Origin of the sequence: Ciceribacter ferrooxidans (genome assembly GCF_004137355.1) — a bacterium.
GTDB lineage: Bacteria > Pseudomonadota > Alphaproteobacteria > Rhizobiales > Rhizobiaceae > Allorhizobium > Allorhizobium ferrooxidans.
The window spans coordinates 549,143-573,752 of record NZ_SDVB01000170.1 but is presented as its reverse complement, the minus strand read 5'-3'; the positions used below and the strand labels follow the sequence as shown (position 1 = coordinate 573,752).

The following is a 24,610-nucleotide window of genomic DNA, read 5'->3' as shown; positions in this document are numbered from 1 at the left end:
TTGGCCGAGATCCTCTTCTACCATCTGACGGAATCGAAGCTCGAGGACGCCCTGCCGCCGCTTCTCGAAAAGAGCGTCGAACGCGGCTGGCGGGTGGCGGTGCAGACCGCCGATCCCGCCCGCCGTGACGCGCTCGACGCCCATCTCTGGACATGGCGCGACGAAAGCTTCCTGCCGCACGGAACGGATGCCGCCGAAGACGCCGAGCAGCAGCCGGTGCTGTTGACCGTCTCGCCGGAAAATCTCAATGCGGCGAGCGTCCGCTTCCTCGTCGACGGCGCCGAGCCGCCGGAAGCGCTGGACTATGATCGTGTCGTCTTCGTTTTCGACGGCTACGACCAGACGCAGCTCGAAGCCGCTCGCGCGCAGTGGAAGAAGCTGAAGGGCGAGGGCCATACGCTAACCTACTGGCAGCAGACGGCCGAGGGACGCTGGGAAAAGAAGGCCTGAGCCAGACCCGCCGTCAGTATTGGCGGAGATCGGTCTGCGAGAAGCCGTCGCCGGCGTAAAGGAGTGGCACGTTGGCCGCCCGGCTGCCCGCATAGGAGAAGCAGTCGCCGAAGTTCAGCGCTGCCGGATGACGGCCCTTGCCATAGAGGGCGAAGGCCTCGAGCGCGCTCGCCGCCATCTCCTCGGTGACCGGCGTGACGCGGATTTCGAGGACGTCGAGGAATTCCTTCACCAGCCGGTCGGCCGTCGGAGGTTCGAGCTCCAGCCTCTTGCCGAGCACGGTCGTCGCCTCGAAGACGGCGGTCGGCGTCGTCATGCGCGGCGTGGCGCTGGCGTCAAGACGTTCGATGAGCGCGCCGGCCTCCGGTGCGTCGATCAGGATCGCGACGATGGCGGAGCTATCGACGAACATCGGCGTCTCCCCACATCTGATCCAGGAAGGCTTTGTCGTCGAAGGGGCGGAGGCTCGCATGGTCGGCGAGCGCATACTTCTCGCGCAGCCGCGCGACCCGTTCGCCGAGCGAAGGCTTTGCCAGCTCCTCATCGATCACACGCTGCAGCGCGAGGCGGATCGCCTCGGTCTTGGTCGGCGCTTTCAGGATCGCCCGGGCCTGTTCGGCCAGGGCGTTGACGCTCTCGTCACGCACGTAGAGAGGCATGGTGATTCCCTCGGGATATACGGTTTCATCATACCGTATATTCAGGGGTATTCAAACCTCAGCCTGCCATCGCCTCTTCGTATTCAGTCGACAGTTCGAGCCACTGTTCCTCGGCCGCCGAAAGCTTCGCTGCGGCCTCGCCGCGCTGCTTTGCCTTTTCCGCCGCCTTGGCCGGGTTCTTCTCGTAGAGCGTGGGATCTGCAAGTTCCGCATCAAGCGCCTGAATCAAAGTCTCTAGTTTCTTCGTCAGGGACTCGATTTCGTTGATCTTTTTCCTGAGCGGCGCGAGGCTCGCCCGCTTGTCGGCGGCGGCCTTGCGCTGGTCGGCCTTGTTCACCTGGGCGCCGGTATCGGCCTTGTCCTTCTCATCCGGCTTGCGCGCCGCGGCGACCACAAGGCTGCGATAATCCTCCATATCGCCGTCGAAGACGCTGACGGTGCCGTTGTTGACGAGCCACAGCCGGTCGACCGTCGCCTCGATCAGATGCCGGTCGTGGGCGATCAGGATGACGGCGCCGTTGTAGTCGTTGAGTGCTTCGATGAGCGCCCGGCGGCTGTCGATGTCGAGATGGTTGGTCGGCTCGTCGAGGATCAGGAGATTCGGCGCGTGGAAGGCGGAGAGCCCCATCAGGAGTCGCGCCTTTTCGCCGCCGGAAAGATCCTTGGCGGCGGTCGCCATCTTCTCTGTCGCAAGTCCCATCTGCGCGACGCGGGCGCGCACCTGCGCCTCACCCGCCTGCGGCATCAGCCGGCGCACATGGTCGACCGGCGTCTCGTTCGGCACGAGGTCGTCGAGCTGGTGCTGGGCGAAGAAGCCGACGGAGAGGTTCGGCGCGAGCTTCATCTCGCCGGCCTGCAGGTTGAGGCGTCCGGCGATCAGCTTGGCGAAGGTCGACTTGCCGTTGCCGTTCGAGCCTAGGAGCGCGATGCGGTCGTCATTATCGATGCGCAAATTGATGTTCTTCAGGATCGGCTTGCCGAGCTCGTAGCCGACGGCGCCGCCGGAGATCGCGACGATCGGCGAGGCTGGCTGTTTCTCCGGTTCCGGGAAGGTGATCGGCTGGACGTGATCCTCGATCACGGCCGCGACCGTGCCCATGCGCTCCAGCGCCTTGATGCGGCTCTGCGCCTGCCGCGCCTTCGACGCCTTGTAGCGGAAGCGGTCGATATAGCTCTGCAGGTGCTTACGCGCCGCGTCGCTCTTCGCCTTCGCCTTCATCTGCAGTTCGTTGGCTTCTGCCTTCTGCCGCTCGAACTGGTCGTAGCCGCCGCGATAGAAGGTGAGCTTCTTCTGGTCGAGATGGACGATCGCGTTGACGGCGGTGTTCAGGAGGTCGCGGTCGTGGCTGATGATGATGACGGTGTGCGGATAGCGCCGCACGTAATCCTCGAGCCAGAGCGTGCCTTCGAGATCGAGATAGTTGGTCGGTTCGTCGAGGAGCAGGAGGTCCGGTTCGGAAAAGAGCACGGCTGCGAGCGCCACGCGCATCCGCCAGCCGCCGGAAAACGACGAGGCCGGGCGAAGCTGTGCCTCATGGTCGAAGCCGAGGCCGGCGAGGATCGTCGCGGCGCGCGCCTCAGCCGAATGGGCGCCGATATCGGCGAGCCGCGTCTGGATCTCGGCGATGCGGTGGGGATCGGAGGCCGTCTCTGCCTCCTTCAGGAGTGCGGCGCGCTCCTTGTCGGCAGCCATGACGATCTCGATGAGCGCGTCTTCGGTGCCTGGCGCTTCCTGCGCCACCTGGCCGATGCGGGCGTTCTTCGGGATGGTGATCGATCCCGTTTCGGCGGAGAGTTCGCCGGTGATGATCTTGAAGAGCGTCGACTTGCCGGCGCCGTTGCGGCCGACGAGGCCCGCCTTCGTGCCCTCCGGCAGCGAAACGGTCGCGTGGTCGATCAGGAGCCGCCCGGCAATGCGGGCCGAGATGTCGTTGATGGTAATCATGGCCTTGGCTTTTGGCGGAAGCGCTCGCCAAAGGCAAGACGGGACCGGCCCCGCCGGCGGTGTAGGTATGCGGGCTCTGCGCCGGGGTGTCCGGCAGGCAACATTCTCCGGCCGTTGCCGCCTTGGAGTGTCAGGCGGCGCGGCGGCCGCTGACGCCGGGCGCAAAACACGCGATGGGCGCGCGCGGGTCCGCCTTGGCGACGGTGAGGGCCTGTTCCGCCTGGGAGACGAGATGTTGCGCGCTCTCGGCACCGTCACTGAGGGCGATCCCGATCGACAGCCCGAGTGCCCCGTTATCCTCGCCGGCCGCGGTCGCGAAGACCAGCCCATTCTCGACCGAATCGTGGATGCGTCCGGCGATCGCCCGCGCGGCGGCGATATCGACCTCGGCGAAGAGGAAGGCGAATTCGTCCGCCCCGATGCGGGCGACGAAGTCGTTCTTCTTGATCGATTTGCGCAGGATCGCGGCGAGCCGCTTGAGAATGCGGTTGCCGGATTCCGTTCCGTAATCGCGGTTGACGGCGCCGAACCCGTCGATATCGGCGATGAGAAGGGCGACGCCGTGCGGCAGTTCTCCGGACTCGTAGAGGCTCTCGATGCGGTTGGCGAAGGCGATGCGGTTCGGCAGCCCGGTCAGGCGATCGCGCAGGATTTCGGCCTTGGCCGCTCGTGCCGCGCGCTCCGCGGCATCGAGCCGGTCGAGCCCGGCCTTCAGCGCCTGTTCGGCCCGGCTTTCGCTCCGGAGAAGCTCGGCGGCGGAGGATTGCAGGAAATCGATGTCGGCGAGGAGATCCTCGACGCTACAATCCCGGTCCTCGCGAACCGAGTGCAGGATCGTCTCCATGGCCTTGACGAAGGCCTGCTTCTCGCGAATGGCGGCGGCCATCTCGTCTGCGGCCCCGGAGAGGACACGCGCGGCCTCCACGCAGGATTTCTCCTCAATGAGCCCACAATGGCCGGTAAGCCGGTAGGCGAGGCCGATCCGGTCGAGTGCATGTTGCGGCGGGCTCGCCGCAAGCGAGGCGACGTCGCGGGCGAGCGCCGGATCATGGCCGAAGAGCGCCTCGTGGAAGAGCTCGTAATTGCGCGGCAGGGCGTCGACCTTGAGCCGCGCCATCGCCTGCGTGACGCGCTGCAGCCGGTCCGTCGCCTCGTTCTCCGCCGATGCCGTCCCTTCGTTCCGATGGCCCATCCCGCTTTCCCCGTCCAAAGCTCGTTTACTTCCCTGGCTTTTTCCGGAAACCAGATGAGGCGGAAAGCCTGTGCAATCCGTAAACAGCTGGGGACGCTGGCGTGCGATGAACAACGGAGTTTGCCGGAACGGTTAAAGGACCGTCTCCAGACAGGTCAGATCCACTGCTGCCCTTCCTGCCGCTGGAAGTAGACGAGGTCGAGGATGAGGGACGGCTTGCCGAGCGCCGTCAGCGCCATATGCGCCTGACCACGGTGATGGGTCTGGTGGTTGAAGAAATGTGCGACGGCGGCGCCGAGCTTGTGGCTGATCGGCTCCGGCTTGACGATGGTCGTGTAGGAGATGCGGGCGTCGAGCGACGCCTCGTCGAGCCCGTCGACCCAGCGGATGATGCGCTCGTCCTCGGCCTTTCGGGCGGCGGCGAGCTCGGCGAACGTTTCATAGGGGCGTTCGTCCAGCGCCCGCGGCACGGGGCCTTCGCCGGTGAAGCGCCGCATCCAGACACGGTCGCCGACGAGGATGTGGCTGAGCGTGCCGAAGAGCGAGCCGAAGAAGGCGCCGGTGTCGCGGAAGAGCTCGTCCTCGGTGAGCTCCGCGGCGGCGGCGTAGACCCGCTCGTTGGCCCAGCGGTTGTAGGCGGCGAACATCTGGCAGTGCTGCAACATTTCGGGTCTCCGGAACGAGTGACGCCTCAGTCTAGGCGAGGGGAACTGAAGCGTGGGTGATGGGTTCGATGAAATTTCCTGATTTGATTGCGCCGCGGCCATGCCCTTGAATGCCGGCGATCATTCTTGGAACAAGGAGCCTCGCGATGTCCAGAACCCTTTACTCGCTTTGCGGCAGCGATCTCTCCCGCCCATTCTCTCCCCATTGCTGGAAAGTGGTGATGGCTCTGAAGCACAAGGGGCTTTCCTATTCCGAGCGGCCGCTGCCGTTCACGGCCATTCCCGATATCGAAAACGGCGCGACGCGGACGGTGCCTCTGCTGCGCGACGGCGACCGCCTGATCTCCGACAGTTTCGCCATCGCGCTCTATCTCGACGATGCCTATCCCGACGAGCCGACGCTGTTCGGCGGCGAGGGCGGCAGGGCCATGGCGCGTTTCGTCGAGGGCTTTTCGCAGACGGTGATCCATCCGGCGATCACCCGCATCGCCATCATGGACATCCACGACATGCTCGACGAGGCGGACCAGGCCTATTTTCGCCGCAGCCGCGAACAGCGCTTCGGCATGCCGATCGAGGAGGTCGCGGCCGCCCGTGAGCAGGAGATCGCGGCCTTCCCCGGCAAGTTCACGCCGCTGCGCCACATGCTCAACTTCCAGCCGTTCATCGGCGGCGACGGTCCGCTCTTCGCCGATTACATCCTCTTCGGCGCGCTGCAGTGGCTGAGGATCACGACCGGTTCGGTGCACCTGCCGCAGGACGATCCGGCCTATGCCTGGTACGAGCGCTGCCTCGACCTCTACGACGGCGAGGCGCGGAAGGTGGCGTGACGCCTCTCAGCGGCCGTAGGTCACGGTGATCGCGGCCTTGGCGAGCGCGTTCGCATTAGTCATGAAGCCGATCAGGGCGCCGCTCGCATTCTGGTCGAGATCGAGCTTGTCGACCGAGAGCGCAGTGACCGTGAAGATGTAGCGGTGCGTCTCTCCGGCCGGCGGGCAGGCGCCGAGATAGCTCGCGAAGCCGGCATCCGCCCGGCTTTGCACGGCGCCTTCCGGTGCACCCTTGTCCGGCGTGATGCCACGTTCCAGCCCGGTGACGGAGGCGGGAATGTTGAACATCGCCCAGTGCCAGAAGCCGGAGCCCGTCGGCGCGTCCGGATCGTAGGCGCTGACGACGAAGCTCTTCGTGCCCTCCGGTGCATTCGACCAGGAGAGCTGCGGGGAGACATTGCCGCCGGTGCAGCCGAAGGCGTTGGCGACCTGGGCTTCGGCAAGCGCGCCGCCGTCGCGGATATCGGCGCTCGAAAGGGTGAAGTCCGCAGCCCGTGCGGCAAAGCCGGAGAGGCTCGCGATGGCGGTTGCGAGAACGAGGGATTTCAACATGGCATGGCTCCTTTGCTTTGGAGCCCTACCGTAACCGGCACTTCACTCCGCCGCGGCTCTCGGACGCTCGACTTCTGCCCCGGAACGCTCGCCGTCATCTGCGGCGGAGCGGATGTCGCGCGGTGACAATCCGAAGCGGGCGCGGAACCGTGCGGCGAATTTCGACGCCGAGCCGTAGCCGACGTCGAGCGCCACACGGTTGATCGGCAGTTCGCTCGCCTGGAGGAGGGCAAGCGCGGTCGTCATACGGACGTCGGCGATGATTTCCGTGAGGCTGGTGCCGAGAAGGGCGAGCTTGCGCCTCAGCGTCTGCTCGCTCATCGCAAGCGCACCGGCGACGCCTGCCGCCGGCCAGTCTCCGGCGATATCGGTCCGCACGAGCGCGCGGATGCGCCAGATGAGATGTTCGCGCATGTCCGGCAGGAGCCCGATCCCGCGCGCCTGCAGGCGGATCACCAGTTCGCCGAGGACATGGCGATGAACGCTCTCCGGCGTGGCGGTTCCCTCCACCATGGTCTGACGCGCGCGGGCAAGCGCGTCGAGGAAGCCGTCGTCCGGCGCGATATGGACGGCGCCGGTCGTGGGCCTCGCCGCGGGATCGGCATAGGCGACGACGAGCGCCGGTGCGAGGCTGAGCGCCTCGGCGTGATAGGCACCCGTCTCTCCGACGCCGTTGACGATCACGCATTCGAGCCCCTGCGGCACGAAGACCGCTTCGCCCGGACCGGCGACGACCTCGTCATGGTCCGTGATGACGCGCTTCCAGCCCTGCCTGACGAGGATGACCGCCGGCTCGTCGATCTGGAACTGCCGGAAGCGGCTGCTCGACGCCTGTAGGATCGAGCAATGGACGGCAAGTCCGGGCAAGGCCGCGATGGAGCGGCCGGCGCCGTCTGGAGGACTTTTCATGGAGGACTCCTGTCGATTGCCGCGTCGCCGGACCGCCCGGGAACGGTGCTCGGCCATGTCGGCGGGCAATGATATGACGGTCTCGTGAAATTCGTCCATCCCCCTTGTTTTCGGGGCTTGAGGCGGGTAGATACCGCCCACTTTCCCGTAGGACAAAAGGATGAGACCCATGGCGATTGAACGCACTTTTTCGATGATCAAGCCGGACGCAACGAAGCGCAACCTGACGGGCGCGATCACCAAGATGCTCGAAGATGCGGGCCTCCGCGTCGTCGCGTCGAAGCGCGTATGGATGAGCAAGCGCGAAGCCGAAGGCTTCTACGCCGTTCACAAGGAACGTCCCTTCTTCGGCGAACTCGTTGAAGGCATGACCTCGGGCCCGACCGTCGTACAGGTCCTCGAAGGCGAAGGCGCCATCCTGAAGAACCGCGAGATCATGGGCGCGACCAACCCGGCCCAGGCCGCCGAAGGCACCATCCGCAAGACCTTCGCGCTGTCGATCGGCGAAAACTCGGTTCATGGCTCGGACGCTCCGGAAACCGCCGCCGAGGAAATCAAGTACTGGTTCTCCGACACCGAGATCGTCGGCTGAATCGAGTCCTGAGGCTCTCGCCTCAAGCTATTGAAGATATTCTGGAAGCCGGGGCGGAAACGCTCCGGCTTCCGGCTTTTCGTGGTCCGCCTGTTACGTCCCGGAAGCCGGCGCCGGGCAATCCTTGTCCGGGTCGAAATCCTGGCTGCCATCGCCCTTGAAGACTTCCGGATTGGGCGTGTAGATCGGCCCCACCACCAGCGGCTTGGCCGGCAGGATGCTCTGGTCGAGCGTCGAGGTTACGCTGGTTTCGATCGTCTGGATCACCGCGTCCTCGTCGTCGAGGATGCGGATCGTCACGGCGTAAGGCTTGTCCTTGACGACGCAGTGGACCGGTGGGCTCTCGAGCGACACCTTCTCCCAGAAGGGGAAGATCTTCGAGCGTGCGACGAGTGGCGGGCCGCCGGCCGGGTTCTCGTAGGTCGTCTCGGCGAAGCTCTCCTCCGGCAGCGGACCGTTGCGCGCAAGCGTGATGACGTAGGTCGCAGCGGCGATGCGGTAGTTGAAGATGAAGACACGCCCCGAGACCTGGAGCGGCTCGTTCGCGTCCTCGCGCTGGCAGCCCGCGAGTGGCAACAGCGCGAGCAGGGCGGTGGCGATCCATCGCGTTCTCATGACAAGGCTTCCTTCTTCTTGCGATAATGGCGGTGCGCCTTCGTGCGGTTGCCGCAGACCGCCATGTCGCACCAGGTGCGGCTGCGGTTCTTGCTGCGGTCGAGGAACAGCCAGCCGCATTTGGCGCAGATCTTGATCCGGTCCTGTTCCGGCGCCGACACGAGCCGGAGCGCGGAGAACGCGGTTGCGGCATCGAGCGCATCGCCGCTCTCCGCCGCACGCAGGTTCGCGGCGATCGCCTCAAGAAGGGAGGCAAGCCGCTCGCGCGTGTCGAGGCCGGCCGCGCGGGCGCGGAAATAGCCGTCGATCTCCTCACGCAGGCGGATGAACCGTTCCCGGCCGCCGGGCGTCAGCGGTGCGAGCTTTGCAAGGAGATCGTGCTCCGCGCCATGCGTGCGGGCGGCCGGAACGAACAGGTCGAGTTGCGCCGGATCGTCGAAACGATCGACGCGGCGGTCGGGGTCGAAGCGGAGGACGACGCTGTTGGCGACGTCGAAAGCCAGTGTTCCACCGGAGAAGCGATGAGGGGTCCAGGAGAAGGTCATGGCAGAATTATAACTGGTAAAATCAAAAATGGTAGTTATAAATCTCTCGAAAGAAGAGAGGGATCATGGCTTATCTGTTGCAGCAACTCGCCAATGCGGTGCCGGTCGCCGCGCTCTATGCGGCGCTCGCCTTCGGCTATTCGCTCGCCTTCGCCATGACGCGCCGTGCCGACATCACCTTCGGTGCGCTCTTCGCCTTCGCCGGACAGATCTATGTCTTCTTCGCCCACGCCGGCTGGAACCAGCTCTATCTCGTGCTGCCGGCGGCGCTCGCCCTCGGCGCCGCGGCCTCCTTGCTCTATACGTTCGGCGCCGCGGTGCTGATCGGCCGCCACGTGATGTTGCCGCTGCGGCGGGCCTCGCCGAACACGGTGATCGTCGCCTCGCTCGGCGTGCTCGTAGTGCTGGAGGAGATGGTGCGGATCGCCATGGAGAGCCGCGGCCTGTGGCTCTCGCCCTTCCTCAACCGCGAAGTCGTCTTCTGGGCCGACGGTGGCTTCAAGGTGACGCTGACGCTCATCCAGCTTTTGAATGCCGCGATAATGGTCTCGCTCGTCTTCGTGGGCCACCTGCTTCTCACACGCACCCGCCTGGGCCGGGTCTGGCGCGGCGTCGCCGACGATCCGCTGGCCGCCGAGATGTGCGGGACGGATGCGCGCGCCGTCTTCGTCTGGTCCTACGTCGCCTCGGCGGCGATCGCCGCCGTCTGCGGTGTGCTCGCGACTTCGTATTACGGCACGATGGATTTCGGGGCGGGGCTGATGTTCGGCCTCAAGGTGGTGCTGGTGGCTGCGGCCGGCGGCTATTCGGTGCCGCTGCGCTCGGCGCTCGGTGCCGCCGCCGTCGCTCTCGCCGAGACGCTCTGGAGCGGCTACGGCCCCATCCTCTGGCGGGATCTCGTCATTGTCGGAGGCTTGGTGACCGTGTTGGTGATCAGCCGGCAGGAGCGGGCGATCCCCTAAGAATGGCGCCTATCGCCACTTGTCGAGCGCGCGGGTGTCGGCGTCCTTGGCCGAGACCCAGTCTCCGGCGGAACCGTCGCGCCGGTGCTCCTTCTTCCAGAAGGGGGCGGAAGTTTTCAGATAATCCATCATGAACGCGGCGCCATCGAAGGCGGCTTGACGATGCGGGGCGGCCGCAATGACCAGCACGATATTCTCGCCGGGCGCGATCTTGCCGTAGCGGTGGATGGCGGTGAGGCAGAGAAGCCCGAAGCGCTCGATGGCGATGCCGGCGATGCGCCGCATCTCCGCCTCCGCCATGCCGGGATAGTGTTCGAGCTCAAGGGCGGAAAGCGTGCCGGCCTCGTCACGGCAAAGGCCGACGAAGCTGACCACGGCACCGATATCCTGGCGTCCGGCCGTCAGCGCCGCGGTCTCGGCAGTGGCGTCGAAATCCTCGCGCTGGACGCGGATGCTCGGCGCGGCAGCCATCTCAGCCACCCGTCATTGGCGGAAACAGGCCGATCTCGCGGGCGCCGGCGATCGGCTCGTGGTGCTCCACGTGCTCCTGGTTCACTGCGACGCGGATCGCCTGCGGAAACTGGAAGGCGGCCTCGTATTCCTCGCCGAGCCCGCTCAGGTACTGGATGAGGTCGCCGGCCGTGACGACGCTCTCCGGCAGGTCGAGCTCTTCCTCGCCCTTGCCGATCCTCTCCCGCACCCATGCGAAATAGACGAGCTTCATCGCAGTCAGTCCACCATGTGCTTCACGCCGGCACGGAAGTAGTCGTAACCGGTGTAGATCGTCAGCAGGGCTGCGATCCAGAGAAGCGTGATGCCGGCTTCCGTCGTATAGGGCAGGAATTTGTCACCGGCGGGGCCGGCGAGCAGGAAGGCGATGGCGACCATCTGGATCGTCGTCTTCCACTTGGCGATGCGGGTGACCGGCACGCTGACCTTGAGTGCCGCCAGATATTCCCTGAGCCCCGAGACGAGGATTTCGCGGCAGAGAATGGTGATCGCCGCCCAGAGCGACCAGCCGGCGATGGTGCCGTCGGCTGCCATCAGCAGCAGGACGGAGGCGACCAGCAGCTTGTCGGCGATCGGGTCGAGCATGCGGCCGATGTTCGAGGTCTGGTTCCAGATGCGCGCCAGATAGCCGTCGAAGAAGTCGGTGACCGAGGCGATGATGAAGAGCGTCAGTGCCGTCCAGCGAGCCCAGTCGGAGCTCGCGAGTCGTCCCTCGACGAAGAAGCAGAGAACGATGACGGGAACCGCGACGATGCGGCCATAGGTCAGCAGATTGGGGATGTTTAGTGCGCGGGACGCCATGAAAGACCTGTGATTTCTCAATTCGGGTGTAGATGACGGTTTTCTCTCATCACCGTCAACTGGTGACCCACCGGTTTTTTCGTCTTCCGTCACATAGACCTGCGGCGGAACTGAGATGTTTGTGATTCCGACACGCGCAATTCTGCACGCGCGCATGTCGGGGATTGATCGCCGGCGGCCGGGCCTATTCCGTGCCGCTCTCGTGAAAGTGATTGTAGATCTGGCGGGCGACGGCTTCGGAAATGCCCTCGACCGAAGTGAGGTCGCTGATCGCCGCTCGCGAGACGGCCTTCGCCGTGCCGAAATGCTGGAGAAGCGCCCGCTTGCGGGACGGGCCGATTCCGCCGATCTCGTCGAGCGGGTTCTTGACCATCTCCTTCTTGCGCCGCGCCCGGTGCGAGCCGATCGCGAAGCGGTGCGCCTCGTCGCGCAGCCGCTGGATGAAATAGAGCACGGGGTCACGCGGCGGCAGGGTGAAATCGGGCCGCCCCTCGATGAAGAAGCGCTCGCGGCCGGCGTCGCGGTCGACGCCCTTGGCGACGCCGATCGCCGTCACGCAGTCGCGGATGTCGAGGTCGTCGAGGATGGCGCGCACAGCCGTCATCTGGCCCTGGCCGCCGTCGATCAGGATGACGTCCGGCCAGGCGGGGAACTGGCTTTCCGCATCTTCGGCCGGCGGCTGGCTGCGGTCGGGCTTGCCCTCTTCCTTCAGCAGGCGCGAGAAACGCCGCGTCATCACCTCCCGCATCATGCCGAAGTCGTCGCCGGGGGTGATGTCCGTCGAGCGGATGTTGAACTTGCGGTACTGGTTCTTCACGAAGCCTTCCGGCCCCGCCACCACCATGCCGCCGACGGCATTCGTGCCCATGATGTGCGAGTTGTCGTAGATCTCGATGCGGCGGGGGACGTAAGGCAGGCCGAAGGTCTCGGCAAAGCCTGCGAGCAGGCGCGATTGCGAGGCCGTTTCTGCAAGCTTGCGGCCGTGTGCCTCGCGGGCATTGGCGACCACGTGGTCGAGAATGTCCTTTTTTTCGCCGCGCTGCGGCACGAGCACCTGCACCTTGTGGCCGGCGCGCTCGGAAAGGGCGGCGGCGAGCAGGTCCTGTTCCTCGATCGTTTCCGAGAGCAGCACCTGCCGCGGGCAGGGCTTGTCGTCGTAGAACTGCGTGAGGAAGGCGCCGAGCACCTCGGCGCCGGAAAGCTGCGGGTCCGCCTTCGGGAAATAGGCGCGGTTGCCCCAGTTCTGGCCGGTGCGGAAGAAGAAGACCTGTATGCAGGAGAGCCCGCCTTCGTGATGGATCGCGAAGACGTCAGCCTCTTCGATGCCGGCCGGGTTGATGCCTTGGTGGCTCTGCACGTGGGAAAGTGCCGCCAGCCTGTCGCGGAAGACGGCTGCGCGCTCGAAGTCGAGGTTTTCCGCTGCCTCGTTCATCGCCTTCGCGATCGCCGCCTTGACGTTCTGGCTCTTGCCGGAGAGGAAGTCCTTCGCTTCCCGGACGAGCCCGGCATAGCCTTCATCGCTGATCTCACGCGTGCAGGGGCCGGAGCAGCGCTTGATCTGGTAGAGCAGGCAGGGGCGCGTGCGCGTCTCGAAGACGCTGTCGGTGCAGGTGCGCAGGAGAAAGGCCCGCTGCAGCGAATTGATCGTGCGGCCGACGGCGCTCGCCGAGGCGAAGGGGCCGAAATAGTCGCCCTTGCGGGCACGCGCGCCCCGGTGCTTGAAGATCGCCGGCGCCCGGCTGTCGCCGGTGATCAGGATATAGGGAAAGCTCTTGTCGTCGCGCAGCAGGACGTTGAAGCGCGGCCTCAGTCGCTTGATGAGATTGGCCTCGAGCAGCAGCGCCTCGACCTCGGTCCGGGTCGTGACGAATTCCATATGCGCCGTCTCGCGCACCATGCGTGCGATACGGTTGGAATGCACGCGGCCCTGCGCATAGTTGCCGACGCGCTTCTTGAGGCTGCGGGCCTTGCCGACATAGAGCACGTCGCCGTCGGCGTTCATCATTCGGTAGACGCCGGGGCTGTTCGGCAGCTTCTTGACGAACTCGCCGATCAGTTCCGCACCGGAGAGGCCTTGGTGGTCGATGCCGCCCTCGTTCCAGTCGATCGGAAGCGCGGACACGGGCGATTCGCTCTCGACGACGCCTTCGTCCTCATCCTCGGTCCCGTCATAGAGAACGCCGCCGTCCGGCAGCTTTCCTCCCGTCATTCCACAATCTCCGTGCCCGGCCTCTGCCAGGCAAGATGCTGGCCGCCGTCGACGGCAATCATTTGGCCGGTGATCGACGGCGTGTCAAAAAGAAAGCGGATCGTCCGCCCGAATTCCGCAAGCTCCGGTCCGCGGCCGAGCGGTAGGGCGTCGATCTGCGCCTGGAAGTCCGCTTCCTCCTGCCGGGTGCTGCGGAATGTCGGCCCCGGACCGATGCCGTTCACGCGGACCTTCGGCGCGAAAGCCTGCGCCATCGTCCGAGTCGCCGCAAGCAGGGCGGATTTCGACAGCGTATAGGAATAGAAGGAGGGCGTGGGTGCCAGCACCCGCTGGTCGACGATGTTGACGATCAGCCCCCGTGCGTCGTCCGGCACCTGCCGGAAGAAGGCCGCGCCGAGGATCGACGGCGCGCGGACATGCAGATCGAAATGGGCGGAGAAGCTCTCCGCGTCGAAGGCGCTGGCATCGTCTTCCAGAAACACCGAGGCATTGTTGACGAGGAGCCCGATCGGACCGAGAGCGGCATTGGCGGCATCCATGAGTGCGGCCGTCTGCGCGATGTCACGGAAATCGGCGGCAAGCACCGCCGTCCGTGTGCCGTCGCGCCGCAAGTCGTCTGCAAGCGCTTCGGCGTCGTCCACCGAACCGTTGACGTGGATGGCGACGGCGAAACCGTGGCGCGCCAGATCCTCGACGATTGCGCGACCAAGTCTTTTTCCCGAACCGGTGACGAGGGCGGTCTTCGGTATGCCTTTTTCCATTTCCGCTCTGCTTTCGACTTCTGATGAACTGCCTCGCATATATGTCGTATCGCTCATTCTTAAATAGGGAATGCAAATTCTTTTCGATATCCTCGCCTGCGTTCTACTTGGTAAGACTGAAGTTCAATTGTGATATTAACGAGTATTAATCGAAACAACATTAAACATAGTTAACAAAAAGTTTGTTGCGGTTTAGCAACATCTAATTTCCGTCATTTCTGTGCCACAATGAATTCACAATTCGGCTCTTCCAATTCCTCAATTGGCCGCCACATTTATTCTCGGAACGGGCGAGGTAACCCGCTCAATTGTTCATGCCGCCACTTTGAAATGTTCGCCTGCGGCAACGGACTGAAAAGGAGACTAGTATGCGTAAACTCGTTATGATCCTCATGGCAACCGCCGCCGGTGTCGCGACGTTCTCGACCGCTCAGGCCGCCGATGCCGTCGACCAGATCCCCGAGGCTCCTGCCGCGACCGAAAGCTACAGCGCGCCCGTCAGCAACTGGGCCGGTGCCTATGTCGGTGCGACCGCGAACTACGACTGGGGCCGTTTCGGCAGTGGCGATTATGACGCCAAGGGCTTCGGTGGCTCGCTCTACGGCGGCTACAACTTCCAGAACGGCCAGATCGTCTACGGTGCGGAAGCCGACATCGCCTATACCGGCGAAGACGGTGACGCCGGTACCGGCCTGACCGGTACGCAGGGCGTGAACGGGTCTCTCCGTGGCCGCGTCGGCTACGACATGAACCCCTTCCTGATCTATGGTACGGCCGGTCTCGCGCTTTCGAACAACAAGCTCGAGAGCGCCACCGACTCGGATGAGAAACTTGCCGCCGGTTACACCGTCGGTGCCGGTGTCGAAGCCATGGTCACGAACAACATCACGGCTCGCGTCGAGTATCGCTACACCGACTACCAGTCTCGCGACTTCGACCTCGACGGTGCGACCGTCTCGCGTGGTTTCGACGATCACAGCGTCAAGGTCGGTATCGGCGTCAAGTTCTGATCGCCGCAAGACGACATCACGAGAAAAGCCGGGCCCAGCGCCCGGCTTTTTTTGTTCTGCTTTGCCGTTGTCGGTTGGCGATCACGCCTGCGGCTTCAGTTCCGCATAATCCTCGAAACGCTTCTCGAATTTCTGCGGCCAGGCGGCCAGCGCCGTGCGCCCGTCCTCCCACTCGCCGGGGAAGCGGAGCATCAGGTAGCCGATCAGCGCCGCCAGGGAAAAATGCCCGCCGTGAAGCGACTTGCCGGTTTTCGGCAGGTTGGCGTTCAGGTAATCGAGCCCGCGGCTCACCTTCTGCCATTGCCGGTCGATATAGGGCTGATGCACGCGTTCTTCCGGGCGCTGGCGCCGTTCGTAGACGATCGCGACGAGGCAGTCGGTGATCCCGTCGCAGAGCGCTTCCAGCACCTCCGCCTCGGTGCGCTTGCGTCTTTTGCGCGGATAGAGCCCGCCCTTCGAGCGGCGATCGAGATAGTGCATGATGGCGACGTTGTCGAAGATCGGCCCGTCCTGATCGGAAAGAAGCGTCGGGATCTTGCCGAGCGGATTGTTGTCGATCAGTTCCGGCGGGTCTTCGCTGGTGGCGACCCGCACCACCTCTGCTTCGATGTCGAGATAGCGAAGCGCCATGCGCACTTTCGAGGAATAGGGCGAGGTGGAGGAGCAGAGGAGTTTCATCGTTCTTCCAGTTCGGTTGTTCACCGTGCCGGCGGCACCGCGACAGAGGGGAGGGAACAGGCCTGCGCGTCGATCTCCGGACAGTCGCGGAAAGCGAGTTGCGGTGTCAGGCAGACGCGGATTTCGGAAAGCTTGCCGCGTTCGCAGGTGAGCGCCAGCGCCCGGCGGGACAAGCCGGCATTGACGCTGGTGAATTGCGTCTCGATCGCATCGATGTCGACAGTCTGCGTTCTCTCCGCCGCTTTCAGCGTGTCGGGAATGCGGACGCGCTGGTAGGCGGCGCGGGTGAGCGCGAAATACTCTGCCTGGCTAAGTCCGGTGCAGGTGCCGTGCTTGCGCCACTGATGGCCGATCAGCCCCATGCTCGGCATGATGTCGAAGAGCGTGCGTCCGAGCTTGTCCGGCACCCGGCGCGGCTGGTCGCTCGGGCAGTCTTCCGGATAACCGCGCTCGTATTGCGGCCAGAGACCGTGGACCACGAGCCCGTAGCGCTTTCCGTCGCCGCATTGGTCCCGGTTGCCGGAGGCCTTGGGGCTCGCACAGAAGGTCGGCGACCAGGAAAGAGCGAGCACATAGAAGTCGAACCCGGAACGCTTCGGCGGATCGTCCGCTCTCGCACCGTTCGGAAGGATCAGGATGGCACCGGCGAGAGCCGCCGCGCGCAGCGGGTTCAGTTTGGCAGGCAAGCGCATCGGTCAGCGGAGCGATGCGCAGCGGGCGCCGTAGACGTGCCACGGATCGAGGCCGTCGGTACAGAACTCGACGGACGAACCGAGACCCGCGAAGCCCCATGTGCTTTCGATCAGATACCAGAGATTGCGACCGAGGCCGTCGCTGGTGGTGACCGTTGCATGACAGAAGCGCCGCTCGACACGATGGGTCTCGTCAGGCGGCCGGAAACCGGTTTCGCGGATGATGCCGAAGTCGGCGATCGAGAGATCCGTCTTCAGAAACTGCCGGTTGTTGCGGGAGAATCGGCTTTCGACTGAACCGACCACGGCCGCATCGTCGCAACGCGGTGTCGCGGCCTGGCTGTCCGTCACCGAAAGCGCCGCGGCGGCGACCGCAAGGCATGCTCTGACGAGGAATTTCGCACCCATGGCCCTCTCCTGTTTGCCGCCAGAATGTTGTCAAACAGGAAGGAGGTCAAGGGCGATCGATGCCGCGGGCGACGGCTTCGTCAGCTCTCGCCGCGCAGCCAGAAGCAGCGCTGCGAGGCGAAACGATCCTGCGCCAGGACGCGCTTCAGTTCGGGCAGCAGCAGATGCAACTCGTCCTTCAGCGTGAAGGGCGGATTGACGATGATGAGGCCCGAACCGCTGAGCCCTGTCGTCTCGCGATCGCTGCGCACGGAAAGCTCGGCGCAGAGCATTTTCGGGATCTCGAGCGCCTTCAGCGCCTCGTGGAATTCGGCGATCGGGGCACCCTTCTTGATTGGATACCAGAGGCAATAGGTACCGGTTGCAAAGCGCCGATACGCTTTCGCGAGGCCGTCGACCAGGCGTTCGTATTCGCCCGCCTCCTCGAAGGGCGGATCGACGAGCACGATGCCGCGCTTTTCCTTCGGCGGCAGATGCGCGCCGAGCGCCAGCCAGCCGTCGAGTTCGGTCACCCGCACCTGGTAGTCACCCTCGAACAGCCGGGCGAGCGCGCGGCTGTCGTCCGGATGAAGCTCCATCGCCGAGAGCCGGTCCTGCGGACGGAAGAGCATCCGCGCGAGCTTCGGCGATCCCGGATAGAGGGTGATCGGTCCTTGCGGATTGAGCGTACGGATGGCGTCGAGATAGGGTGCGAGCAGGGCCGCGACGCCCTCCGGAAGTTCGGCCTCCATCAACCGGCCGATGCCGTCGCGCCACTCGCCGGTCTTCTGCGCCTCCTCGGAGGAGAAGTCGTAGAGCCCGATGCCGGCATGCGTGTCGAGCACCCGGAAAGCCTTGTCCTTCTGCTGCAGATAGACGATCAGGCGCGCCAGCACGGCGTGCTTCAGCACATCGGCGAAGTTGCCGGCGTGGTAGATGTGGCGGTAGTTCATCTGTGTTTCCGATGGCTCTTATGAATTCTTGGAATGGACCTTTAAGGCGCCTGCCGCTTGCCATATACATGCGGGCATGAACTTAGCGAGCCCCATCCGAACCCGTTCCGTCGGTCATACGGCCTGTCCGCACGACTGTCCATCCACCTGCGCGCTCGACGTCGATATCGACGAAAACGGCCGCATCGGACGCGTCCGCGGGGCCGCCGACAACGATTACACCGCCGGCGTCATCTGCGCCAAGGTCGCCCGCTACGCCGAGCGGCTCTACCATCCCGGCCGCCTGCTGACGCCGAAGCGGCGCAAGGGCGGCAAGGGCGAGGGTGTCTGGCAGGAGGTTTCCTGGGACGAGGCGCTCGACGAGATCGCCGACGCCTTCGTCAAGGCCGAGCAGGTGCATGGCAGCGAGGCGGTCTGGCCCTATTTCTACGCCGGCACGATGGGGCAGGTACAGCGCGACTCGATCGAGCGTCTGCGCCATGCCAAGCGCTATTCCGGCTTCATGGGCACGATCTGCACCAATATGGCCTGGACCGGTTATGTGATGGGCACCGGGGCGCTGCGCGGCGTCGACCCGCGCGAGATGGCGAAGGCCGATTGCGTCGTCATCTGGGGCACCAATGCGGTTGCCACCCAGGTCAACGTGATGACGCATGCGACCCGCGCCCGCAAGGAGCGCGGCGCCAGGATCGTCGTCGTCGACGTCTACGACAACCCGACGATGAAGCAGGCGGATCTCGGCCTCATTCTCAGGCCCGGAACCGATGCGGCGCTCGCCTGCGCGGTCATGCACATCGCCTTCCGCGACGGTTATGCCGATCGCGCCTACATGGAGAAGTTTACCGACGATCCGGCGGGGCTCGAGGCACATCTCGCCACCCGCACGCCGCAATGGGCGGCGGCAATCACGGGATTGTCGGTCGAGGAGATCGAGGCCTTCGCCCGGCTCGTCGGCACGACGAAGAAGACCTTCTTCCGGCTCGGCTACGGCTTTGCCCGCAGCCGCAACGGCACGGTGTCGATGCATGCGGCGCTCTGCGTGCCGACCGTCCTCGGCAGCTGGCAGTACGAGGGCGGCGGCGCCTTCCACAACAACGGCGACATCTTCCGTCTGAACAAGGCGGAACTGACGGGCACCTCCTATCTCGATCCCGACGTCCGTGTCCTCGACCAGTCGCAGATCGGCCGGGTGTTGACCGGCGACGCGGAGGCGTTGCGTCACCGCGGACCGGTGACGGCGCTCCTGATCCAGAACACCAATCCGGCGAACGTCGCGCCGGAGCAGCGCCTCGTGAAGCGGGGCTTCCTGCGCGATGACCTGTTTGTTGCAGTCCACGAGCAGTTCATGACCGAGACGGCCGAGCTCGCCGACATCGTGCTGCCGGCGACCATGTTCGTCGAGCACGACGACATCTACCGTGCCGGCGGGCAGAGCCATATCCTGCTCGGCCCGAAGCTCGTCGAGCCGCCGGCGACGGTGCGCACCAATCTCTTCGTCATCGAGGAACTCGCCAAACGCCTCGGCGTCGCCGACCGTCCGGGCTTCGGGCTGACGGAGCGCGAGCACATCGACCGCATGCTGAAGGCGAGCGGCAAGCCGGGCTTCGACGTGCTGGCCGAAGAGAAGTGGTTGGACTGCCAGCCCTCCTTCGAGGAGGCGCATTTCCTCAATGGTTTCGGGTATCCCGACGGCAAGTTCCGCTTCCGCCCCGACTGGGCGCGGGCCCCGGCACCGAACCGGCCGCCGGCCTCGGTCGGCATCCTCGGACCGGTCGACCAACTCCCGACCTTCCCCGATCAGGTGGACATCATCGAGGTGGCGGATGCCGAGCATCCCTTCCGGCTGGCAACTTCGCCGGCGCGCAACTTCCTGAATTCGAGCTTCTCCGAGACCCGTACCTCGGCCGAGAAGGAGGGCAGGCCGGAAGTGATGATCAATCCGTCCGACGCCGCACGACTGGGTGTCGAGCCCGGCGATCTGGTCCGCCTCGGCAACCGTCGCGGCTCGCTGCGCATCCACGCCCGTGTGACGGAGGCGGTGAAGCCGGGCGTGTTGGTCGCCGAGGGGATATGGCCGAACAAGGCGCATGTCGACGGCGAGGGCATCAACGTGCTGACCGGAGCCGACGCGGTCGCGCCCCACGGTGGTGCCGCCTTCCATGACAACAAGGTCTGGCTCGCAAAGGACGCCGCATGAGCAAGTTCGACCGCACCGGGATCACCATTCGCAAGGACGAGACGCTCTGGAAGGGCTGGAGCCATTTGCGGCGCGTCACCTTCGACTATCGCCGTGACGACGGCCGCGAGAGCGAACTCGTCTGGGAGGTCTTCGATCGAGGCCGCGCCGTGGCGATATTGCTGTTCGATCCGACGCGCGACACGGTCGTTCTCGTGCGGCAGTTCCGCATTCCCGTCCACCTGATGGGAGACCCTGCCTTCCTGCTGGAGGTTCCGGCCGGCGCCGTCGACGACGAGGAGCCGGAAGCAGCGGTCTGCCGCGAGGTGCTCGAGGAAACCGGCTACCGGATCGATAGCCCACGTTTCCTGTTTGCTGCCTACAGTTCTCCGGGATCACTGACGGAGAAGATCTATTTCTACGCCGCAACCGTCACCGCGGCGGACAAGATCGCAGCAGGTGGTGGCGTCGACCACGAGCATGAGGATCTCGAACTCTCGGAGGTCGCCCTCGACGAGGCACTCGAAATGATCGGGACGGGCGCGATCTGCGACGCCAAGACGATCATGCTGCTGCAATGGGCGGCGCTGAACCGGGAAAAACTTGTCCGCGCGGGCGAACTGCAGGTGCAGGAAGGGTAGGGGCGGCACACGTCGCACCGCCCCCGCGATTTCCTCAGAACGTGCCCTTGAGGCCGAAGGATACCGACATCGACTGGAAGGTTGCGCCGGCGGCGTCCTGCTCCGAACCCACGAGGGTGTCCGTCGTCGTGTCGTAGTACTTCATGTCGCCATAGGCGTGAAACACCTGCTGGTAGGCACCGGAGACGTAGAGCGACGCGCTCTCGGTCAGCGCGTAGTCGACGGAGACCTTGGCGCCGAGCATCGGGGCTGCCTTCATGCTGTCGTAGAAGCGCAGGTCACGCTGCCAGTGATCGTCGATGTCCTCGATGCCGAAGCTCAGGCCGCCTTCCAGGCCGCCGCTGATCGTGAACTTGCCGACCTTGTGCTCGCCGTTGACACTCAGGAAGCCAATCGGGATCTGCTGCTGGTAGCTGATGCCCTTTTCGCCGGGCGTGAAGGTGCCGGTCAGGTCGCGGAAGAGCGGGTCGCCGCTCGAATAGATGTAGGAACCGCCGTATGCGGTCCATTTGACGTCGGTGTAGCGGAAGCCGAGGCCGACGGCGAGATTGGTGCTGTCGTCGCTGTAGACGGCGCGGTCGACTTCCAGCGAGCCGCTGAAATAGTGGTCGAGCTGGGTATCGGGGTGGGTGGACCGGTCGCTCCACTCGTCGTGCGTCGCGCTCATCCAGTCGTAGTCGACCATGTGACCGTCGCCGCCGGTGCCGACGTTGAAATCGCCTCGGACGCTCCAGTTCTTGTCGAGCTGGGCGTCGGCACCGATGGTGAAGAGCGTGATACCCTTGCTCTGCCAGTTAAGCTCGCTGAGCTTCTTGCCGTTGTTGTAGACGAATTCGTCGGCCTTGACGTTGGCGAGGCCGACGCCGCCGAAGATCACGAAGCTTCCGTCGGACGAGGAGAACAGCGTGTCCTCCGCGAGAGCCGCAGTCGGCGCAGTAAGGAGAAGGCAGCAGGCGGCTGCCGATTTGAAGTTCCGGTAATGCATTGAGACCCCCACGGCTGAACATTTCGTGAATTCTCAATACGAGAGGAAGGCCTTTCCCATCAACGGCTTGGAAGGGCCATATCTGGGTTCGTTGCAGTCCAAAACTGGTTCTAAGTCTGCCTTTCCTGCGATGCCGGGACCCGATGGATCGCTCCTGCATCTCTGGCGGTCGCTGTTGACGCTCCCGCCGTGGCCGTTATCTTGCGGCATCTCTCTCGACCGGAAGGAAATGGTTATGGCGGATGGAGCGCCGAAATGGGCCCTCGTGACGGGTGCGACGGGCGGTCTCGGCCGCGCCTTCTGCGAAGCGCTCGCCCGGCGCGGCTATAATCTCGTGGTCTCGGCGAGGCATGCGGCTCCCCTCGAAGAGCTCGCGGAAGCGCTTCGTTCCGGCCATGGCGTCGAGATCGCCGTCGAACCGGCCGATCTCGCCGACGCGGGCGCAGCGCAGGTGCTGAAGCGCGCCGTCGAGGCGCGTGGCATTGCGGTCGAGACGCTGGTCAACAATGCCGGCTTCGGGCTTCACGGACGCTTCCACGCTCAGCCGACGGAGGCGGTCGGCGGCATGGTGGCGGTCAATGTCGCCGCCCTCACCGAACTCACCCACGCCTTCGCCGCCGACATGGCGGAGCGCGGCGGCGGTCATGTCCTGCTCGTCGCAAGCACCGCGGCCTTCCAGCCGATTCCCGGTTACGCGGTTTATGCCGCCAGCAAGGCCTATGTGCTCTCGTTTGCGCATGCGCTGCACGAGGAACTGCGCCGGCGCAAGGTCGTCGTCTCGGTGCTGTGTCCGGGGCCGACGGAGACGGAATTCTGGGCGCGCGCCGGCCATGTCTTGAAATGGGGCGCCCGTGCCGACCTCATGCAGCCGGGGCCGGTCGTGGAAGAGGGGCTTCGGGCGCTCTATGCCGGCAGGCCGGCCGTGGTCACCGGTCTCGCCAACCGTATCATGGCATTTTCGACGCGGCTTGCTCCGCGCAGCCTCCAGGCGAAGGCGGCGGAAGTCTTCATGGGATCGCGCAAGAAGAAAGGCTAGTCGTGGGGACGGCGGGTCTCAGGCGGAAACGAGCGTCGCCGACGGTTCGCCGAAGAAGCCGGCGCGTTCGACCGTGCCGTCGGCGCGCATGTGCACCTTGCCCTCGGCGACGAGTTTCAGCGCGAGAGGATAGGTTCGGTGTTCGACGGTGAGCACGCGCGCCGCCAGGCTGTCTTCCGTGTCGTCGGGAAGGATCGGCACGACCGACTGGGCGATCACCGGGCCGTCATCCATGCCGGCCGTGACGTAATGCACGGTGCAGCCGCTGACGCGCATGCCGGCGTCGATCGCCCGTTGATGCGTGTGCAGCCCCGGAAAGAGCGGCAGCAGGGAAGGGTGAATGTTGAGGATGCGCCCCTCATAGGGCCGGATGAAATCGGCCGACAGAAGGCGCATGTATCCGGCGAGGCAGATCAGGTCCGGCGCGATCTCGCCGAGCTTCGCGAGGATCGCCGCCTCATGTTCCGCTTTCCCGGCATAGGCCTTGCGTTCGAAAACGAAGGTCGGGATACCCTTCGCCGCCGCCTTCGCAAGGCCGCCAGCGGACGATTTGTCGGAGATCACGCCGACGATTTCGGCAGGAAAGTCGGCGGCTTCCGTTGCCGCCAGCAGCGCCATCATGTTGGAGCCGCCGCCGGAAATGAAGACGACGACGCGTTTGCGCGACGCGGTCATAGGGCGAGCGTGCCCTTGTAGACGGTGCCCGCCGCACCTTCGGCGCGGGCGACCATGCGGCCGAGCGTGACGACCGTCTCACCTTCGCCGGCAAGCACTTCGGCAACGCGGGCGGCATCCTTCTCGGCGACGACGACGATCATGCCGATGCCGCAGTTGAAGGTCCGCAGCATCTCGTTCTGGGCGACGCCGCCGGTCTTTGCGAGCCAGGAGAAGACGGAGGGCACGCGGAAGGCGCCGAGGTCGATCTCAGCAGCAAGATGCTTCGGCAGTACGCGCGGAATGTTCTCCGGGAAGCCGCCGCCGGTGATGTGGGCGAGCGCCTTCAGTGCTCCCGTTTCGCGGATCGCCTTCAGGAGCGGCTTCACGTAGATCCGGGTCGGCGCAAGCAGTGCCCTGCCGAGGCTTGCACCTTCGGCGAAGGGTGCCGGAGCATCCCAGGAAAGGCCGGAAAGTTCGACGATCTTGCGCACCAGCGAGAAGCCGTTGGAATGAACGCCCGAGGAGGAGAGGCCGAGGATCACGTCGCCTTCGGCGATGTCGCCGGCGGGCAGGAGCTGTCCGCGCTCGGCCGCACCGACGGCAAAGCCCGCGAGGTCGTAGTCACCGCCGGCGTACATACCGGGCATTTCGGCGGTTTCGCCGCCGATCAGCGCGCAGCCGGCTTCCCGGCAGCCGTCGGCAATGCCGCCGACGATCGCCGCACCCTGGTCGGGATCGAGCTTGCCGGTGGCGAAATAGTCGAGGAAGAACAGCGGCTCGGCGCCCTGGACGACGAGGTCGTTGACGCACATCGCGACGAGGTCGATGCCGACCGTGTCGTGGATGCCGGCGTCGATGGCGATCTTGAGCTTGGTGCCGACGCCATCATTGGCGGCGACGAGGACCGGGTCCTTGAAGCCGGCGGCCTTGAGATCGAAGAGGCCGCCGAAGCCGCCGATCTCGCCGTCGGCGCCTGGGCGGCGCGTGGACCGGACGGCCGGCTTGATCTTCTCGACCAGCAGGTTGCCGGCATCGATGTCCACACCGGCGTCGCTATAGGTCAGACCGTTCTTGCCGTTCTCGGACATGGGGCTCTCCAATCGGGTGTCGTCGTTCTCCCGCGCAATGGCATGACCGGGGCGGGGATTCAAGGGAAATACCGGGAAATCCCGGTGAAAAAGCAGGTATGCCGGCGTCT

At 65.0% G+C, this 24,610-nt stretch carries 29 protein-coding genes; 8 read left to right on the top strand and 21 right to left on the bottom strand.

Translation table 11 applies throughout. The annotated features are described in order from the left end of the window. On the top strand, window positions 1–450 hold the full coding sequence (locus tag EUU22_RS07260) for a DNA polymerase III subunit chi (RefSeq protein WP_129331338.1): 450 nt from the start codon (window positions 1–3) through the stop codon (window positions 448–450). 13 nt (window positions 451–463) lie between these two features. Here the strand turns inward: EUU22_RS07260 and EUU22_RS07255 are convergent, their stop codons facing one another. The 5 genes from EUU22_RS07255 to EUU22_RS07235 form a co-directional block, all read right to left on the bottom strand. After that, a complete protein-coding gene (locus tag EUU22_RS07255) occupies window positions 464–862 on the bottom strand; it encodes a type II toxin-antitoxin system VapC family toxin (RefSeq protein ID WP_129331337.1) in 399 nt (132 codons plus the stop codon). Then, window positions 849–1,109 (bottom strand): type II toxin-antitoxin system VapB family antitoxin, encoded by a 261-nt coding sequence (locus tag EUU22_RS07250; RefSeq protein WP_129331336.1) that lies wholly within the window; start codon window positions 1,107–1,109, stop codon window positions 849–851. The genes EUU22_RS07255 and EUU22_RS07250 overlap by 14 nt, the downstream gene beginning before the upstream one ends. A 58-nt stretch (window positions 1,110–1,167) precedes the next feature. Then, window positions 1,168–3,054 carry a ribosomal protection-like ABC-F family protein gene (abc-f, locus tag EUU22_RS07245; protein WP_129331335.1) on the bottom strand — a complete coding sequence of 629 codons (1,887 nt, stop codon included), beginning with the start codon at window positions 3,052–3,054 and terminating at the stop codon, window positions 1,168–1,170. 130 nt (window positions 3,055–3,184) lie between these two features. After that, window positions 3,185–4,246, bottom strand: a complete 1,062-nt coding sequence (locus EUU22_RS07240; RefSeq protein ID WP_129331334.1) for a GGDEF domain-containing protein — start codon at window positions 4,244–4,246, stop codon at window positions 3,185–3,187. A 155-nt stretch (window positions 4,247–4,401) separates the two neighbouring features. After that, window positions 4,402–4,911: a DinB family protein gene (locus EUU22_RS07235; protein WP_129331333.1), complete on the bottom strand. Its 510-nt coding sequence runs from the start codon at window positions 4,909–4,911 to the stop codon at window positions 4,402–4,404. A 146-nt stretch (window positions 4,912–5,057) separates the two neighbouring features. On the opposite strand from EUU22_RS07235, the gene EUU22_RS07230 reads away from it, so the two are divergent. After that, window positions 5,058–5,741: a glutathione S-transferase family protein gene (locus EUU22_RS07230; protein ID WP_129331332.1), complete on the top strand. Its 684-nt coding sequence runs from the start codon at window positions 5,058–5,060 to the stop codon at window positions 5,739–5,741. A gap of 6 nt (window positions 5,742–5,747) precedes the next feature. On the opposite strand, the gene EUU22_RS07225 is transcribed toward EUU22_RS07230, so the two are convergent. After that, window positions 5,748–6,290 (bottom strand): YbhB/YbcL family Raf kinase inhibitor-like protein, encoded by a 543-nt coding sequence (locus EUU22_RS07225; protein WP_205687862.1) that lies wholly within the window; start codon window positions 6,288–6,290, stop codon window positions 5,748–5,750. Window positions 6,291–6,335: 45 nt separating this feature from the next. Beyond that, on the bottom strand, window positions 6,336–7,202 hold the full coding sequence (locus EUU22_RS07220) for a helix-turn-helix transcriptional regulator (protein WP_165351101.1): 867 nt from the start codon (window positions 7,200–7,202) through the stop codon (window positions 6,336–6,338). A 169-nt stretch (window positions 7,203–7,371) separates the two neighbouring features. Between EUU22_RS07220 and ndk the strand changes: the two genes are divergently transcribed. Then, window positions 7,372–7,794 carry a nucleoside-diphosphate kinase gene (gene ndk / locus EUU22_RS07215; protein ID WP_129331329.1) on the top strand — a complete coding sequence of 141 codons (423 nt, stop codon included), beginning with the start codon at window positions 7,372–7,374 and terminating at the stop codon, window positions 7,792–7,794. A 93-nt stretch (window positions 7,795–7,887) separates the two neighbouring features. On the opposite strand, the gene EUU22_RS07210 is transcribed toward ndk, so the two are convergent. Both EUU22_RS07210 and EUU22_RS07205 read right to left on the bottom strand, forming a co-directional pair. Next, window positions 7,888–8,409: a hypothetical protein gene (locus EUU22_RS07210; RefSeq protein WP_129331328.1), complete on the bottom strand. Its 522-nt coding sequence runs from the start codon at window positions 8,407–8,409 to the stop codon at window positions 7,888–7,890. Further along, window positions 8,406–8,954 carry a CGNR zinc finger domain-containing protein gene (locus EUU22_RS07205; RefSeq protein WP_129331327.1) on the bottom strand — a complete coding sequence of 183 codons (549 nt, stop codon included), beginning with the start codon at window positions 8,952–8,954 and terminating at the stop codon, window positions 8,406–8,408. The genes EUU22_RS07210 and EUU22_RS07205 overlap by 4 nt, the downstream gene beginning before the upstream one ends. 65 nt (window positions 8,955–9,019) lie before the next feature. Here EUU22_RS07205 and EUU22_RS07200 point away from each other — a divergent pair, with 65 nt between their 5' ends. Continuing rightward, window positions 9,020–9,916: a branched-chain amino acid ABC transporter permease gene (locus EUU22_RS07200; protein WP_129331326.1), complete on the top strand. Its 897-nt coding sequence runs from the start codon at window positions 9,020–9,022 to the stop codon at window positions 9,914–9,916. Between the two features lie 9 nt (window positions 9,917–9,925). On the opposite strand, the gene EUU22_RS07195 is transcribed toward EUU22_RS07200, so the two are convergent. The 5 genes from EUU22_RS07195 to EUU22_RS07175 form a co-directional block, all read right to left on the bottom strand. Next, the gene (locus tag EUU22_RS07195) at window positions 9,926–10,387 is read right to left on the bottom strand and encodes a molybdenum cofactor biosynthesis protein MoaE (RefSeq protein WP_129331501.1); all 462 of its coding nucleotides are present in this window, start codon (window positions 10,385–10,387) and stop codon (window positions 9,926–9,928) included. 1 nt (window position 10,388) lies between these two features. Beyond that, a complete protein-coding gene (gene moaD / locus EUU22_RS07190) occupies window positions 10,389–10,640 on the bottom strand; it encodes a molybdopterin converting factor subunit 1 (RefSeq protein ID WP_129331325.1) in 252 nt (83 codons plus the stop codon). Window positions 10,641–10,645: 5 nt separating this feature from the next. Further along, complete coding sequence (gene pgsA / locus EUU22_RS07185) at window positions 10,646–11,227, bottom strand: CDP-diacylglycerol--glycerol-3-phosphate 3-phosphatidyltransferase (protein ID WP_129331324.1); 582 nt, start codon at window positions 11,225–11,227, stop codon at window positions 10,646–10,648. Window positions 11,228–11,411: 184 nt separating this feature from the next. Beyond that, entirely contained in the window at window positions 11,412–13,436 is a 2,025-nt protein-coding gene (gene uvrC / locus EUU22_RS07180) for an excinuclease ABC subunit UvrC (protein ID WP_129331323.1), read from the bottom strand. Beyond that, window positions 13,433–14,197 (bottom strand): SDR family oxidoreductase, encoded by a 765-nt coding sequence (locus EUU22_RS07175; RefSeq protein WP_129331322.1) that lies wholly within the window; start codon window positions 14,195–14,197, stop codon window positions 13,433–13,435. Before EUU22_RS07175 ends, uvrC begins: the two co-directional genes overlap by 4 nt. A 368-nt stretch (window positions 14,198–14,565) precedes the next feature. Between EUU22_RS07175 and EUU22_RS07170 the strand changes: the two genes are divergently transcribed. Continuing rightward, the gene (locus EUU22_RS07170) at window positions 14,566–15,207 is read left to right on the top strand and encodes an outer membrane protein (RefSeq protein WP_129331321.1); all 642 of its coding nucleotides are present in this window, start codon (window positions 14,566–14,568) and stop codon (window positions 15,205–15,207) included. Between the two features lie 81 nt (window positions 15,208–15,288). Here EUU22_RS07170 and EUU22_RS07165 read toward each other — a convergent pair whose 3' ends face one another. The 4 genes from EUU22_RS07165 to EUU22_RS07150 form a co-directional block, all read right to left on the bottom strand. After that, the gene (locus tag EUU22_RS07165) at window positions 15,289–15,885 is read right to left on the bottom strand and encodes a glutathione S-transferase family protein (RefSeq protein ID WP_129331320.1); all 597 of its coding nucleotides are present in this window, start codon (window positions 15,883–15,885) and stop codon (window positions 15,289–15,291) included. Between the two features lie 20 nt (window positions 15,886–15,905). After that, complete coding sequence (locus tag EUU22_RS07160; protein ID WP_129331319.1) at window positions 15,906–16,577, bottom strand: ribonuclease T2 family protein; 672 nt, start codon at window positions 16,575–16,577, stop codon at window positions 15,906–15,908. A gap of 3 nt (window positions 16,578–16,580) precedes the next feature. Beyond that, window positions 16,581–16,985 (bottom strand): hypothetical protein, encoded by a 405-nt coding sequence (locus EUU22_RS07155; RefSeq protein WP_129331318.1) that lies wholly within the window; start codon window positions 16,983–16,985, stop codon window positions 16,581–16,583. A gap of 80 nt (window positions 16,986–17,065) precedes the next feature. Then, a complete protein-coding gene (locus EUU22_RS07150) occupies window positions 17,066–17,917 on the bottom strand; it encodes a 23S rRNA (adenine(2030)-N(6))-methyltransferase RlmJ (RefSeq protein ID WP_129331317.1) in 852 nt (283 codons plus the stop codon). Window positions 17,918–17,993: 76 nt separating this feature from the next. On the opposite strand from EUU22_RS07150, the gene EUU22_RS07145 reads away from it, so the two are divergent. Next, entirely contained in the window at window positions 17,994–20,114 is a 2,121-nt protein-coding gene (locus EUU22_RS07145; protein WP_129331316.1) for a molybdopterin-containing oxidoreductase family protein, read from the top strand. Beyond that, complete coding sequence (locus EUU22_RS07140) at window positions 20,111–20,734, top strand: NUDIX domain-containing protein (protein ID WP_129331315.1); 624 nt, start codon at window positions 20,111–20,113, stop codon at window positions 20,732–20,734. Before EUU22_RS07145 ends, EUU22_RS07140 begins: the two co-directional genes overlap by 4 nt. 34 nt (window positions 20,735–20,768) lie before the next feature. Here EUU22_RS07140 and EUU22_RS07135 read toward each other — a convergent pair whose 3' ends face one another. Continuing rightward, window positions 20,769–21,719, bottom strand: a complete 951-nt coding sequence (locus tag EUU22_RS07135; RefSeq protein WP_129331314.1) for an omptin family outer membrane protease — start codon at window positions 21,717–21,719, stop codon at window positions 20,769–20,771. A gap of 235 nt (window positions 21,720–21,954) precedes the next feature. On the opposite strand from EUU22_RS07135, the gene EUU22_RS07130 reads away from it, so the two are divergent. After that, complete coding sequence (locus EUU22_RS07130; protein ID WP_245484922.1) at window positions 21,955–22,755, top strand: SDR family NAD(P)-dependent oxidoreductase; 801 nt, start codon at window positions 21,955–21,957, stop codon at window positions 22,753–22,755. 18 nt (window positions 22,756–22,773) lie between these two features. Here the strand turns inward: EUU22_RS07130 and purN are convergent, their stop codons facing one another. Both purN and purM read right to left on the bottom strand, forming a co-directional pair. Continuing rightward, window positions 22,774–23,430, bottom strand: a complete 657-nt coding sequence (purN, locus tag EUU22_RS07125) for a phosphoribosylglycinamide formyltransferase (RefSeq protein ID WP_129331312.1) — start codon at window positions 23,428–23,430, stop codon at window positions 22,774–22,776. Continuing rightward, window positions 23,427–24,500 carry a phosphoribosylformylglycinamidine cyclo-ligase gene (gene purM / locus EUU22_RS07120; protein WP_129331311.1) on the bottom strand — a complete coding sequence of 358 codons (1,074 nt, stop codon included), beginning with the start codon at window positions 24,498–24,500 and terminating at the stop codon, window positions 23,427–23,429. Before purM ends, purN begins: the two co-directional genes overlap by 4 nt. Between the last annotated feature and the right edge of the window lie 110 nt (window positions 24,501–24,610).

What these genes read in the sequence shown, in the direction of transcription:
- EUU22_RS07255 (WP_129331337.1), bottom strand. Translation starts at nt 862, where the DNA reads ATGTTCGTCGATAGCTCCGCCATCGTCGCGATCCTGATCGACGCACCG.
- EUU22_RS07250 (WP_129331336.1), bottom strand. Translation starts at nt 1,109, where the DNA reads ATGCCTCTCTACGTGCGTGACGAGAGCGTCAACGCCCTGGCCGAACAG.
- abc-f (WP_129331335.1), bottom strand. Translation starts at nt 3,054, where the DNA reads ATGATTACCATCAACGACATCTCGGCCCGCATTGCCGGGCGGCTCCTG.
- EUU22_RS07240 (WP_129331334.1), bottom strand. Translation starts at nt 4,246, where the DNA reads ATGGGCCATCGGAACGAAGGGACGGCATCGGCGGAGAACGAGGCGACG.
- EUU22_RS07235 (WP_129331333.1), bottom strand. Translation starts at nt 4,911, where the DNA reads ATGTTGCAGCACTGCCAGATGTTCGCCGCCTACAACCGCTGGGCCAAC.
- EUU22_RS07230 (WP_129331332.1), top strand. Translation starts at nt 5,058, where the DNA reads ATGTCCAGAACCCTTTACTCGCTTTGCGGCAGCGATCTCTCCCGCCCA.
- EUU22_RS07220 (WP_165351101.1), bottom strand. Translation starts at nt 7,202, where the DNA reads ATGAAAAGTCCTCCAGACGGCGCCGGCCGCTCCATCGCGGCCTTGCCC.
- ndk (WP_129331329.1), top strand. Translation starts at nt 7,372, where the DNA reads ATGGCGATTGAACGCACTTTTTCGATGATCAAGCCGGACGCAACGAAG.
- EUU22_RS07210 (WP_129331328.1), bottom strand. Translation starts at nt 8,409, where the DNA reads ATGAGAACGCGATGGATCGCCACCGCCCTGCTCGCGCTGTTGCCACTC.
- EUU22_RS07205 (WP_129331327.1), bottom strand. Translation starts at nt 8,954, where the DNA reads ATGACCTTCTCCTGGACCCCTCATCGCTTCTCCGGTGGAACACTGGCT.
- EUU22_RS07200 (WP_129331326.1), top strand. Translation starts at nt 9,020, where the DNA reads ATGGCTTATCTGTTGCAGCAACTCGCCAATGCGGTGCCGGTCGCCGCG.
- EUU22_RS07195 (WP_129331501.1), bottom strand. Translation starts at nt 10,387, where the DNA reads ATGGCTGCCGCGCCGAGCATCCGCGTCCAGCGCGAGGATTTCGACGCC.
- moaD (WP_129331325.1), bottom strand. Translation starts at nt 10,640, where the DNA reads ATGAAGCTCGTCTATTTCGCATGGGTGCGGGAGAGGATCGGCAAGGGC.
- pgsA (WP_129331324.1), bottom strand. Translation starts at nt 11,227, where the DNA reads ATGGCGTCCCGCGCACTAAACATCCCCAATCTGCTGACCTATGGCCGC.
- uvrC (WP_129331323.1), bottom strand. Translation starts at nt 13,436, where the DNA reads ATGACGGGAGGAAAGCTGCCGGACGGCGGCGTTCTCTATGACGGGACC.
- EUU22_RS07175 (WP_129331322.1), bottom strand. Translation starts at nt 14,197, where the DNA reads ATGGAAAAAGGCATACCGAAGACCGCCCTCGTCACCGGTTCGGGAAAA.
- EUU22_RS07170 (WP_129331321.1), top strand. Translation starts at nt 14,566, where the DNA reads ATGCGTAAACTCGTTATGATCCTCATGGCAACCGCCGCCGGTGTCGCG.
- EUU22_RS07165 (WP_129331320.1), bottom strand. Translation starts at nt 15,885, where the DNA reads ATGAAACTCCTCTGCTCCTCCACCTCGCCCTATTCCTCGAAAGTGCGC.
- EUU22_RS07160 (WP_129331319.1), bottom strand. Translation starts at nt 16,577, where the DNA reads ATGCGCTTGCCTGCCAAACTGAACCCGCTGCGCGCGGCGGCTCTCGCC.
- EUU22_RS07155 (WP_129331318.1), bottom strand. Translation starts at nt 16,985, where the DNA reads ATGGGTGCGAAATTCCTCGTCAGAGCATGCCTTGCGGTCGCCGCCGCG.
- EUU22_RS07150 (WP_129331317.1), bottom strand. Translation starts at nt 17,917, where the DNA reads ATGAACTACCGCCACATCTACCACGCCGGCAACTTCGCCGATGTGCTG.
- EUU22_RS07145 (WP_129331316.1), top strand. Translation starts at nt 17,994, where the DNA reads ATGAACTTAGCGAGCCCCATCCGAACCCGTTCCGTCGGTCATACGGCC.
- EUU22_RS07140 (WP_129331315.1), top strand. Translation starts at nt 20,111, where the DNA reads ATGAGCAAGTTCGACCGCACCGGGATCACCATTCGCAAGGACGAGACG.
- EUU22_RS07135 (WP_129331314.1), bottom strand. Translation starts at nt 21,719, where the DNA reads ATGCATTACCGGAACTTCAAATCGGCAGCCGCCTGCTGCCTTCTCCTT.
- EUU22_RS07130 (WP_245484922.1), top strand. Translation starts at nt 21,955, where the DNA reads ATGGCGGATGGAGCGCCGAAATGGGCCCTCGTGACGGGTGCGACGGGC.
- purN (WP_129331312.1), bottom strand. Translation starts at nt 23,430, where the DNA reads ATGACCGCGTCGCGCAAACGCGTCGTCGTCTTCATTTCCGGCGGCGGC.
- purM (WP_129331311.1), bottom strand. Translation starts at nt 24,500, where the DNA reads ATGTCCGAGAACGGCAAGAACGGTCTGACCTATAGCGACGCCGGTGTG.